10 protein-coding genes are annotated in these 12,138 nt (G+C 65.7%); 4 read left to right on the top strand and 6 right to left on the bottom strand.

Annotated features, from left to right (window positions below; translation table 11 throughout):
• Entirely contained in the window at nt 1–1,830 is a 1,830-nt protein-coding gene (locus tag LKE50_05100; protein ID MCH3967986.1) for an AarF/UbiB family protein, read from the top strand.
• Nucleotides 1,831–1,884: 54 nt separating this feature from the next.
• Here LKE50_05100 and LKE50_05105 read toward each other — a convergent pair whose 3' ends face one another.
• Both LKE50_05105 and LKE50_05110 read right to left on the bottom strand, forming a co-directional pair.
• Nucleotides 1,885–2,727: a histidinol-phosphatase HisJ family protein gene (locus tag LKE50_05105; protein ID MCH3967987.1), complete on the bottom strand. Its 843-nt coding sequence runs from the start codon at nt 2,725–2,727 to the stop codon at nt 1,885–1,887.
• Complete coding sequence (locus tag LKE50_05110; protein MCH3967988.1) at nt 2,721–3,992, bottom strand: MFS transporter; 1,272 nt, start codon at nt 3,990–3,992, stop codon at nt 2,721–2,723. The genes LKE50_05105 and LKE50_05110 overlap by 7 nt, the downstream gene beginning before the upstream one ends.
• A gap of 114 nt (nt 3,993–4,106) precedes the next feature.
• Here LKE50_05110 and LKE50_05115 point away from each other — a divergent pair, with 114 nt between their 5' ends.
• Entirely contained in the window at nt 4,107–5,015 is a 909-nt protein-coding gene (locus tag LKE50_05115; GenBank protein ID MCH3967989.1) for an AraC family transcriptional regulator, read from the top strand.
• Between the two features lie 64 nt (nt 5,016–5,079).
• Here the strand turns inward: LKE50_05115 and LKE50_05120 are convergent, their stop codons facing one another.
• The 4 genes from LKE50_05120 to LKE50_05135 all read right to left on the bottom strand — a co-directional run bounded on the left by LKE50_05120 (nt 5,080) and on the right by LKE50_05135 (nt 9,976).
• Nucleotides 5,080–5,394 carry a hypothetical protein gene (locus LKE50_05120; GenBank protein MCH3967990.1) on the bottom strand — a complete coding sequence of 105 codons (315 nt, stop codon included), beginning with the start codon at nt 5,392–5,394 and terminating at the stop codon, nt 5,080–5,082.
• Nucleotides 5,395–5,765: 371 nt separating this feature from the next.
• Entirely contained in the window at nt 5,766–7,718 is a 1,953-nt protein-coding gene (locus LKE50_05125; GenBank protein ID MCH3967991.1) for an ABC transporter ATP-binding protein/permease, read from the bottom strand.
• A 1-nt stretch (nt 7,719) separates the two neighbouring features.
• Complete coding sequence (locus LKE50_05130) at nt 7,720–9,507, bottom strand: ABC transporter ATP-binding protein/permease (GenBank protein ID MCH3967992.1); 1,788 nt, start codon at nt 9,505–9,507, stop codon at nt 7,720–7,722.
• Entirely contained in the window at nt 9,500–9,976 is a 477-nt protein-coding gene (locus tag LKE50_05135) for a MarR family transcriptional regulator (GenBank protein ID MCH3967993.1), read from the bottom strand. Before LKE50_05135 ends, LKE50_05130 begins: the two co-directional genes overlap by 8 nt.
• A 437-nt stretch (nt 9,977–10,413) precedes the next feature.
• On the opposite strand from LKE50_05135, the gene LKE50_05140 reads away from it, so the two are divergent.
• Both LKE50_05140 and pfkB read left to right on the top strand, forming a co-directional pair.
• Nucleotides 10,414–11,163, top strand: a complete 750-nt coding sequence (locus tag LKE50_05140) for a DeoR/GlpR family DNA-binding transcription regulator (GenBank protein MCH3967994.1) — start codon at nt 10,414–10,416, stop codon at nt 11,161–11,163.
• The gene (gene pfkB, locus LKE50_05145; GenBank protein ID MCH3967995.1) at nt 11,160–12,062 is read left to right on the top strand and encodes a 1-phosphofructokinase; all 903 of its coding nucleotides are present in this window, start codon (nt 11,160–11,162) and stop codon (nt 12,060–12,062) included. The genes LKE50_05140 and pfkB overlap by 4 nt, the downstream gene beginning before the upstream one ends.
• The last annotated feature ends 76 nt before the right edge of the window (nt 12,063–12,138 follow it).

Here is a 12,138-nt window from a genome sequence, read left to right on the forward strand (position 1 = left end):
ATGCCAACAGGCGACAAAACGCAGCAGCCCGGATACCGCCAGCGTGACGAGGTGGCCGAGCTCGAGGAGGATGACGCGCAGCGCCGCAGGCGCATGCGTGGCGATGATGCTTCCGCGGAGTCCGATGGCCCGGCGGTCGAGGGTGGCACCTCGGGCTCGGACGACCCCGAGGAGGACGAGGAGACCATCGGGCTTCTCGGCGGCTTTGCCACCTCGGGGACGAGCCGGTACAACCTCACCAAGGCGGGGCGGCGCGAGCGGCTCCTGCAGATGTTCTCGATCGTGCGGAAGTACGACGTCTTCCATGGCCTCACCCCCGTCAAGCTGCGGCGCATGCTCGAGGAGCTCGGCCCCACCTTCGTGAAGGCCGGCCAGATCCTGTCCATGCGCTCAGAGATCCTGCCTGACCGCTTCTGCCAGGAGCTCACGAAGCTGCGTGCCGACGTCGATCCCATGCCGTTCGACCTGGTGCGCGAGACGCTCGAGGCCGAGTACGGGCGTCCCCTCGACACCATGTTCGCCAGCATCGACCCCAAGCCCTTGGGATCGGCCTCGGTGGCCCAGGTCCATAGGGCGACGCTCCTGGACGGCACGCAGGTCGCCGTGAAGGTGCAGCGCCCCCGCGTGCAGGAGATCATGGCCCAGGACATCGACATCATGCGCTCCGTCTCGAGACGCATGGCCCGCTTCATCAAGGGCGACCAGTTCATCGACCTGGCGAGCGTCGTCGAGGAGCTCTGGGAGAACTTCCGCCTCGAGACGGACTTCCTCGTGGAGGCCCGCAACCTCGAGGAGTTCAAGGAGGACAACGCCGACTGCGCCTTCGTGGACTGCCCGAGCCCCCACATGGCGCTCTGCACCGAGCACGTGGTCGTGATGGACTACGTGGACGGCATCACCATCTCGAAGCCGGCCAAGCTCGAGGCCGCCGGCTACGACCTCACCGAGATCGGCACCAAGCTCGTGGACAACTATGCCACGCAGGTGCTCGACGTCGGCTTCTTCCATGCCGATCCGCACCCCGGCAACATCATGGTGGCCGGGCGCAAGATCGTCTTCATCGACCTCGGCATGATGGGCCGGCTCTCGGTACGCTACCGCTCGCTCATGCGCCAGATGGTCTTCGCCGTGGCCGAGCACGACACGCCTGCGCTCAAGGAGGGCCTGCTCAGCTTCTCGACGGGCTCCGTCGAGGACGTGGACCATGCGGCCCTGCTCGACGACCTCGACCGCATCGTGGACGAGTACGGCAGCATGAGCCTCGAGGACCTCGACATCGGCGAGTTCCTGGGCCAGATCATCACGCTCGCGCGCCACAACGGCATCGAGCTGCCCGGGGCGGTCACGATGTTCGCCCGTGGCATGGTCACGCTCGAGGGCGTCATCGACGAGTTCCTCCCGGGCGTGAGCATCATCGAGATCATCAAGAACCACATCAAGGGCGTCGAGAGCCCTACCGACCTCATGAGGAAGGAGGTCGAGACCCTCGCGCCCGAGTCCCACAAGGCGCTCCACGGCATGCTGGGGGCGGCCTCGCAGGCCGACCTTGCCATGGGCATGCTCACACGTGGCCAGCTCAAGCTCAACATGGACTTCGTGGGCTCAGAGGACCCCATCGACGACCTCTCGCACATCGCCGACCGCCTCACCACGGGCGTCATCACGGCCGGGCTCCTCATCGGCTCGTCGGTGCTGTGCTATGCGAGCACGGTCTCGCCCAGCATGCCCGTCATCGCCTACCTGGGCATCCTGGGGTATCTGGCGGCGCTGCTCGTCTCGCTGTGGGTCGTGCATGACGTCTATCGCCGACATCGGCGCAGGCACCACTAGGCCGTCCGCCTGACGAGGCACGCGTCCGCCCGACCGCCCTCGGCTGCTCGGCCCTCATGCCTCGAGGGGATGGAACGTCGGCTCCATGTGGTCGAACGTGCAGAACTCGGTGTATCCCAGAGCTGCGAGCCTCCGTTGGACCAGCCGGATGTAGGCGCCGAGGTGGGCAGGCTTGTGGGAGTCGGACCCGATGGTCACGATGCGGCCGCCCAGGTCGTGGTAGAGGCGGAGGATCTCCGTGCAGGGCTGCAGGTCGGCCAGGCCATAGCGGAACGACGAGGTGTTGACCTCGATCCCCTTGCCCGAGGCGATGACGCGCTCGAGGATGGCCGCCACGATGTCGCGCGTGGCCTCGAACGGATAGGCGCCGGCCGGGTCGTAGCGCTTGATGAGGTCGAGGTGTCCTAGGACGGAGTAGTGGTCGAAGCTTCGGACGACGTCGTAGAGCTCCTGGTAGTAGGCATCGTTGTACTCCTTCTGGGTCCTGCCCTCCTGGAAGTCGCCCATCCAGAACTCGAGGTCCGCGACCTGGTGGATCGAGAGGATCAGGAAGTCCCATTGCTCCTTGTGTGCCTCGTAGAGGCGATCGAACTGCGGCTCGGTGTGCACCTGCACGCCGAACTCCATGCCGCAGCGCACGACGAGCTCGTCGGCGAACTCCTCCTGCACGCGGGCGACCTCGGGGAAGTAGTGCCGGTAGTCCACGTTGGTCACCGGCAGGCCATTCTCGATGCGGGCCCCGTCCGGGGCGTCATGGTCAGGCTTGACGCCATAGTCGACGTGGTCGGTGAAGCAGATCTCGTCGAGGTTGAGTCGGACCGCGTCGCGGCAGACCTCCTCCATGGGGTAGAAAGAGTCGTCCGAGAAGATCGAGTGAACGTGATAGTCAGCTAGCATGAGGACTCCTTGTCGTCTGTGGCCGTTCGGCCATGCCTATCCTTGTCGATCAGATGGTCACCCCAGGTCACGCAGAGTGCCATCAGGAACGTCACGGTGAGGAGGGAGGTGGGGTAGGCCCAGGTGGCACCCGCTCCCAGGAGAAGGCCCGCGAGCGGCGGGAAGAGGGTCGTGCCCGCGTAGGCGCAGGCCATCTGGAGGCCCATCATCGACTGCGAGCCGGTGCTGCCGAAGCGGGCAGGCGTCTGCTGGAGCAGCGTGGGATAGATGGGCGCGCATCCCAGGCCTATGAGGAACAGCGCCACACCCATCATGGCGACGCCCGAGCCCAGCATGAGGAGAAGGACACCCATGGCTGCGAGCGCCTGGCCGAGGTGCAGGAGCGAGGTGGCGTCGAGGCGGAGGGTCAGGAACCCTGACACGAGGCGTCCCAGGGTGATTCCCACGTAGAAGAGGGAGACGAGCGATGCCGCGGTGGCCGTGTCGGCCCCCTGTGCCTGCACGACGTAGGTGGCACCCCAGAGGCCGCATCCGGCCTCGAGGGCGGTGTAGCAGAGGAACCCGGCCATGACCTGCCAGGTACCAGGTGCCTTGAGCAGCTGCGAGCGTGTCTGACGTGTCTGTGGCCCTGTGGGGGAGCCGTCCTTCTCGGTGGTCCGTGAGGCAATGCCCTGCGGCGCGTCGACGCCCTCCCCACCCGGCTGCTCGCGCGCGGCCTCCGCGGCCTTCCAGAGCGGCAGGGTCACCACGAGCAGGCCTGCAAGGACGGCCTGGACCGCGCCGATCGTGAGGTATCCCGCCTGCCAGCCGGCCATCCTGGCCAGGCATGCCCCCATGACCATCGGTCCCAGGCTCGCGCCGATGCCCCAGCTGCAGTGCAGCCAGCTCATATGGCTTGCCTGGTAGTGCAGGGCCACGTAGCCGTTGAGGGAGGCGTCGACCGCGCCCGCCCCTAGGCCATAGGGCACCGCCCAGAGGCAGACCTGCCAGAGGCTCGTGGTGGTCGAGAGGCCTGCGAGCGCCACGGCGGTGAGGCCGACCGACGCCGCGGTGAGCCGGCCCGTCCCGAACGCGCGTTGGAGGTGGTCGGTGGCGAGGCTGGACACGATGGTGCAGCCTGCGATGAGCATCGAGATGAGTCCCTGGCTCTCGAGGGCCGTTCCCAAGGACACGTGCATGGCCGGCCAGGCTGACCCCAGGAGGGAGTCGGGGAGCCCGAGGGCCACGAAGGCGAGGTAGATGATGGGGAGAAGCAGACGCGGCATGGAGCTCCCGTCCGGATGGGAATATGGACAATCTCACGGTACTGATGTGTGAGTGTCTGAATAGCAGCATAATAGACAGAAAGCATCGTAAATCGGACATACCGGGAGGACGCCATGGCGCTCATCAAGCCGTCCGAGCTGGCCCTCGACGGGGAGGGACACGAGCTCATGCCCCACGGCACGGACGACTTCCCGTGTCTGGGCTACGACGAGGAACACGATGACACGCCGGCGGGAGAGCTTCCCTGGCATTGGCATAACGACTTCGAGGCCAACCTTGTCATCGAGGGGAACCTGCGCATGCGCGTGCCGGGTACCTCCGTGCTCCTCGGCGCAGGCGACGCCTGCTTCGTCAACGCGAGCGTGCCCCACGAGGCGGCTGGCGCGCCGCATGCGCGCCTCTACGGTCTCGTCTTCAGTCCCCTGCTCATATGTGGCACGTACGACTCGGTCTTCGCCAGGCGTTATGTCATGCCCCTGGTGCGGAGGTCCGACCTCCCGGTCGCGCTCCTCTCCCATGACGATCCAGGTGATGCCAGCGCGTTGGGGCTCATGAGGCAGGCCGTCGAGGCGCTGGATGCCGAGGTCCCGGGATATGAGGTCGCGGTCCGCGAGGCCCTCTCCTGGCTCGTGTGCGACATCCTCGCCCGTGTGGCCGCGCCATCGGCACGACGGGAGGCGATCGACGTCGGCTCGACCCGGGTCCGGGTCATGTGCGACTTCGTGGAGGAACACTATGCCGAGCGGATTGGCGTGGGCGACATCGCCCGGGCCGGGGGCGTCGGGGAGCGGGAGTGCCTCAGGGCCTTCCGTGCCTCGCTCGCGACGTCGCCCTCCGTCTATCTGAGGCAGTGCCGCATGAGACGGGCCGCCGACCTCCTTGTTCACGAACCGGGGATGAGCGTCGCCGAGGTCGCCCATGAGGTGGGCGTGTCGGGCTCGTCGAGCCTGGCCCAGCTCTTCCGCAAGGACTACCGCTGCAGCCCGCACGAGTACCGGACTCGTGCGAGAGGCCTCGCATAGGGGCTCATGACGCGCGGCGCATCGGGTCGTCCGAGGGCCATCTCACATGTCGTCGGTACCTGGGCTAGTGGCGTTCGTGCCGTGGGCGGTAAGGCTTCCTGGACTCGTCGGCGGGGTCGATGTCCTCGCCCTGGCTGTCGACCGTGTAGGTGAGGCTGCTCTCGAGCGCCTCGCGAGCGGTGGCGAGCACGGGGTAGTCGTCATTGTCCTCGACGCTGGCACGGATGGTGAAGTCGTCGTTGTCGTCCTGGTCGTACAGGATCGCCGACTTCTTCTGGAGGCGGTCGCGGGCGATGTCGAGCGCCTGGTCATCGTCATCCGCCTCGACATACATGGAGTACGAGATGGTCCGCTTGACCTTGATGGGATAGTAGCTCATGGGCCGCCTCCGCAGGTTGTGCTGTCGTTGCAAGGGTTATACCCAAGCAGGGCAGCCGCCGGGGGCAGGTGGGCGAGCGGTGCAAGGTCATGACTCGTGGGTCACTCTCGGCAAGCAATGCCGCTGGGTCCTCGCATTGCCTGCCGAGAGTGACCCTGGGTCTGCCCGGAAGCCGCCTCGTGGGTCACAATCGGCAAGCAATGCCGCTGGGTCCACGCATTGCCTGCCGAGAGTGACCCTGGCATGGCCCGCAGCCGCCCCGTTCCATGTCTGCCCTATTCCTCGGGGGCACCGTCGTGTGCGGGCCCCCGTGGCGGAACGGGCATGCCCTCGCGCGCGGCGTGGCCCTCGGGCAGGGCGCCCCTCTCGGCCTACTCCAGCTCGAACGCGCCGGTATAGAGCTGGTAGTACGTGCCCTTCTGGGCGAGGAGCTCGTCGTGGGTGCCACGCTCGATGATCCGGCCGTGGTCGAGCACGATGATCACGTCGGCATCGCGTACGGTCGAGAGGCGGTGGGCGATGACGAAGGTGGTGCGTCCCTTCATGAGGGCGTCCATCCCCTGCTGCACGATCTTCTCGGTACGCGTGTCGATGGAGCTCGTGGCCTCGTCGAGGATCATGACGGGCGGGTCGGCCACAGCGGCACGGGCGATGGAGACGAGCTGGCGCTGGCCCTGGGAAAGCTGGGTCCCGTTGTCGGTGAGGAGGGTGTCATAGCCCTCGGGCAGGCGCTCGATGAAGCCGTTGGCGCCGGCCAGGCGGGCCGCCTCACGGCATTCGTCGTCGGTGGCGTCGAGTCTTCCGTAGCGGATGTTGTCCATCACGCTGCCATAGAACAGGTTGGTGTCCTGGAGCACCATGCCGAGCGAGTGGCGCAGGTCGTCCTTGCGGATCTTGTTGATGTTGATGCCGTCGTAGCGGATCTTGCCGTCCTCGATGTCATAGAAGCGGTTGAGGAGGTTGGTGATCGTGGTCTTGCCGGCACCGGTGGCCCCGACGAAGGCGACCTTCTGGCCGGGCTTGGCGAACAGCGACACGTCGTGGAGCACCACATGTCCCGGCTCGTAGCCGAAGTCGACCTCGTTCATGCGGACGTCGCCGGCGAGCAGGGTGTAGGTCGTGGTGCCGTCGTGGTGGGGATGCTTCCAGGCCCACATGTTGGTGCGCTCGGGGCACTCGGTGAGCGCACCGCCCTCGAGCTTGGCGTTGACCAGTGTGACGTAGCCGTCGTCGACCTCGGGCTCCTCGTCGATGAGCTCGAAGATGCGCTCGGCGCCAGCGATGCCCATGACCACGGCGTTGATCTGCTGGGAGACCTGGCCGATCTGGCCGGCGAACTGCTTGGTGATGTTGAGGAACGGCACGGCCACGGCGATGGTGAGCGCCATCCCCGAGATGGACAGGTTGGGCGTGCCCATGAGGATGAAGATGCCACCAGCCACGGCCACGCACACGTACAGGACGTTGCCCATGTTCATGAGGACGGGGCCCAGGATGTTGGTGTAGGTGTTGGCCTTGCGTGCATCCTCGTAGAGGGCGTCGTTCACGCGGTCGAAGGCAGCCTCGCTCTCGCCCTCGTGGCAGAAGACCTTGATGACCTTCTCGCCGGCCATGGCCTCCTCGGCGAAGCCCTCGGTGGCGCCCAGGGTCTTCTGCTGGCGCAGGAAGAAGTGGGCGCTCTTGCCGCCGAGGTACTTGGTGAGCACGACCAACAGGCTGACGCCGGCCAGCACGACCAGGGCCATCCACAGGCTGAACCAGAACATGATGAACAGGTCGACGCAGATGACGATGCCGGTCACGAACAGCTGCGGCAGCGACTGCGAGATCATCTGGCGCAGGGTGTCGATGTCGTTGGTGTAATGGCTCATGACGTCGCCGTGGAAGTGCGTGTCGAAGTAGCGGACCGGCAGGGCCTCCATGCGGTCGAACATCATCTCGCGGAACTTCTCGAGGCTGCCCTGGGTGACGGTGGCCATGAGGCGGTTCCAGACGAAGATCGACACGAGCGAGACGCCATAGAGGGCGGCGAGGATGATGACGAGCTGGGCCATGGGCTCGGCGATCCGCGCCCAGTCGCCGTCGCGCCAGACGTCGCCCACGAGGGAGAGCGCCTTCTGCATGAAGACGGAGGGGATGGCGCTGATCACGGCGTTCAGGATGATGCAGACGATGATGATGGGCAGGAGCTTGGGATAGAACGAGAACAGCGTGCGGATGATGCGGCCCACGACGTGCGACTTCGAGGGTGCGGCCTGCGCGGGCGCGCTGGGGTTGGCGATGTCGCCGGCCATGTCGGGGGTGCGCTTGGACGTCTCTGCCATGTCACTCACCGTCCCTTCCTGAGGTGGCAGGTATCTGGGCCGTGCCGTCCTTCTCGTCAGCGGACTGCTTGTTCTGCGAGAGGTACGTCTCGCGGTAGATGTCCGAGGTCTGCATGAGCTGGTCGTGCGTGCCCACGGCCGAGATGGCGCCGTCGTCCATCACGACGATGCGGTCGGCGTCCTCCACCGAGGCCGTGCGCTGGGCGATGATGACCTTGGTGGTGCTGGGGATGAAGTCCTTGAACCCGTCGCGGATGAGGGCGTCGGTCTTGGTGTCCACGGCGCTCGTGGAGTCGTCCAGGATGATGACCTTGGGGTTCTTGAGAAGGGCACGTGCGATGCAGAGGCGCTGCTTCTGGCCGCCCGAGACGTTGGTGCCGCCCTGCTCGATGTAGGTGTCGTACTTGTCGGGGAAGCCCTGGACGAACTCGTCGGCCTGGGCCAGGCGTGTCGCGGCCTCGACCTCGTCGTCGGTGGCGTCGAGGTCGCCCCAGCGCAGGTTCTCGGCGATGGTCCCCGAGAAGAGCACGTTCTTCTGGAGCACGACGGCGACCTGGTTGCGCAGGGTGTCGAGGTCATAGTCACGCACGTCGTGGCCGCCCACGCGCACGGTGCCCTCGGTGACGTCATAGAGGCGGCTGATGAGCTGGATGAGGGTCGACTTGGACGAGCCGGTGCCGCCGACGATGCCGATGGTCTCGCCGCTCCTGATGTGGAGGTCGATGTCCGAGAGGGCCATGCGCTCGGCGCTCTTGGAGTACTTGAAGCTCACGTGGTCGAAGTCGATGCTGCCGTCCGGGACCTCCATGATGGGGTCGGCGGGGTTCGTTATGGTGGTCGTGGCCTCGAGGACCTCGACGATACGGTGTGCGGACTCGTCAGCCATGGTGATCATGACGAAGACCATCGAGAGCATCATGAGGCTCATGAGCATCATGAAGCCATAGGTGAAGAGGCTCGAGAACTGCCCCACGTTCATGGCCACGCCCTGGGTGGTGACGATGGTGTAGCTCGCGTAGTAGATGACGAACACGAAGATGATGTCGACGCAGAGGTTCATCATGGGCGAGTTCAGCGCCAGGATCTTCTCGGCATGGGTGAAGTCACCGCAGACGTCGCGGGCGGCGCGGGCGAACTTGCCCTCCTCGTAGTCCTCGCGGACGTATGCCTTGACCACGCGCATGCCCTCGATGTTCTCCTCGACGGACTCGTTGAGCTTGTCGTACTTCCTGAACACCCGCTTGAACAGGGGCATCGTCGCCTTGATGACGAGCCCCAGGCCGATGGCCAGCACGGGGATGACGAAGAGGTAGACCACGGCGAGGCCGCCGCCCATGATGTAGGCCATGACGAAGGCCATGACGAGCATGAGCGGGCAGCGGATGGCCGTGCGGATGATCTGCATGTAGGCCAGCTGGACGTTGTTGACGTCGGTGGTCATGCGGGTGACCAGGCTCGACGTCGAGAAGCGGTCGATGGTGGCGAACGAGAAGGTCTGGATGTTGTAGAACATGTCGTGGCGCAGGTTCTTGGCCAGGCCGCAGGAGGCCTTGGAGCAGGTGACGCCTGCCGCCGTGCCGAAGGCGAGCGATATGAGCGCCATGGCCAGGAGGACGCCCCCGTAGCGCAGGATCACGTCCATGCCGGCACCCGCCTGGTAGGCGTCGATGAGCTGCGCGGTGAAGTAGGGGATGGTCACCTCCATGGCCACCTCGCCGATCACGAACAGCGGCGTGGCGATGGACGCACGCTTGTACTCGCGTATGCTTTGCATAAGACGCTTAATCATCAAGTGACTCCCAGCGATCGTGGACCTTCTCGAGCATGGTGAGCAGCTCATCCTGCTCGTCTGGCGTGAGGCATGTGAAGCACTCGCGCTTGAACCGTTCGTGCACGTACTTCTCCTCGCAGGCCTCGGCGTGGCCCCGCTCGGTGAGGCTCACCACGAGCTGGCGGCGGTCCTGCGGCGAGCGGTCGCGGCTGATGAGGCCGTCGCGCTCGAGCTTGGCGAGCACCTCCGAGAGCGATCCCGCCTTGAGCTGGAACGTCTCCTGGATCCTGCGTTGGTCCATCTGGCCGTCGTTCCTCAGGAGCATGGTGAGTATGTGCGTGCGTCCCGAGCGGCCGCCTCCATAGAAGTGCAGGTAATGGCCGCAGTACCCGAGCTCTGACAGGAGCTTCTCCTCGCGCGTGCGCGGATAGCAGCACTCGGGGAGGGGCTCGGTCGGTGGCGTCTCGGTGCGTTCTGGTTCGGTCATGGGCTGTGCTTCCTGGTATGCGCGGGCGGGTGCTTCCGACTCGCTCGTGGTCGGATGGTGCGCGAGGCACGTATGTGGCGGCCTCTCGGCTGCAAGGAGTCTAGGCTGCTGTGGCGGTGATGTCAAGGTACCTAACCGTTAGGCACCGAAGTACCTTCGGGAGGGGGCATGCGAGAGGTCGGGAGGCGGGGCTGGGTGTCCCGACGTCGTCTGTCGGCAGTTCGACCCCTCTCTGCACGAATATGGTTGCCGATGGCGAATCCTGACCATTGCATGACGACTGACCCGAACGAATATGACCGTTCGCGGTCAATACATGACCACTCATGACCGAAGTTGGCGAAAGATGAACGGAAGCGGTCAAACCTGGCGTATAACCTTCTCAGCAAGAACGAGGCGGCCGTCACAGCCGCGGACGACGGAGGGAAGGGGAAGAGATGCTGGCCGAGGAACGCTACGCGCGGATCTGCGAGCTCGTCACCACCCAAGGGACGGTCACCGCACAGGAGCTGTGCGACCGCCTTGACGCGAGCCCCTCCACCATCAGGCGTGATCTCGAGCACCTCGATGCCGAGGGCCGGCTCGCCCGCGTCCACGGCGGTGCCGCGAGCGTCCAGGGGCGCCTCTCCACGCGCGACCAGGCCATGTCCGACAAGTACGGCATGAACGCCGACGAGAAGACCGGCATCGCCCGCCTTGCCGCCTCCCTCGTCGAGCCCGACGACTTCGTCTTCGTCGATGCCGGCACCTCCACGGAGCGCCTCGTCGACTACCTCACCGAGACGCGCGCCACCTTCGTGACCAACTCCATCCCGCATGCCCGCAAGCTCGCGCTCAAGGGCTGCCGCACGATCATGCTCGGCGGCGAGCTCAAGTCCGACACCGAGGCCCTCGTGGGGCCCACCGCCTTGAACGCCGTGGCCCAGTACCACTTCACCAAGGGCTTCTGGGGGACCAACGGCTTCACCGCCGAGGATGGCTTCACGACGCCCGACGTCAACGAGGCCATGGTGAAGCGCCTCTCGATGGCACACACGGCCGCCTGCTATGTGCTGTGCGACGCAAGCAAGCTCGGCTGCGTCGCCCCGGTGACCTTTGCCGATGCCGATGACGCGACCGTGATCACCGACTCGTCGGCTGACTCCCGATACCTCAGGCTCAAGAACGTTATGGAGGCGTCCCTATGATCTATACCGTGACCTTCAATCCCTCGCTCGACTACATCGTGGGCGTGGACGACCTCACGCTCGGGGAGGTCAACCGAGTCTCGTCCGAGAAGATCCTCCCTGGCGGCAAGGGTGTGAACGTCTCGATCGTCCTCGCGAACCTCGGCCACTCCTCGCGTGCGCTCGGCTTCGTGGCCGGCTTCACCGGTCGCGAGATCATGCGCCGCATGGACGACTACGGCTGCCAGACCGACTTCATCCACGTCGCGGAGGGCATGAGCCGCATCAACGTCAAGGTGAAGTCCGCCGAGGAGACCGAGATCAACGGTCAGGGTCCCCGCATCACCGCAGCCGACGTCGACGCGCTCTTCTCGCGCCTCGACAACCTCGGCGAGGGCGACACGCTCGTCGTGTCAGGTTCCATCCCGAGCACCCTTCCCGATGACATGTACGAGCAGATCATGGCCCGACTCGACGGCCGGGGGGTGCGCATCGTGGTCGATGCCACGCGCGACCTGCTCACCAACGTCCTGCCATACCATCCCTTCCTCATCAAGCCCAACAACCACGAGCTCGGCGAGATCTTCGACGTCACGCTTGCCACGCGTGACGAGGTCGTGCCGTATGCCAAGAGGCTCCAGGAGCGTGGCGCCGCCAACGTGCTCGTCTCGATGGCGGGGGAGGGCGCGGTCCTCGTGGCCGAGACCGGAGAGGTCTTCAAGGCGCCGGCTCCCCATGGCACCGTGGTGAACTCCGTGGGCGCGGGCGACTCCATGGTCGCGGGCTTCGTCTCGGGCATGCTCGAGGCCGGGGACTACGCCACGGCCTTCCGCATGGGCGTTTCCACAGGCTCGGCCAGCGCCTTCTCGTCTGAGCTCGCCACGCGTCCCGAGGTGGATGCCCTGCTCAGGACGCTCTGACACGCTCGGCTCCGCCAGGTATTCTCGGGCGCAAGGCCCGTGCACCATATCGTCGGCAAGCAATCAGGTCCAACCA

The sequence above is a fragment of the Atopobiaceae bacterium genome (genome assembly GCA_022483015.1).
Lineage (GTDB): Bacteria > Actinomycetota > Coriobacteriia > Coriobacteriales > Atopobiaceae > JALCUE01.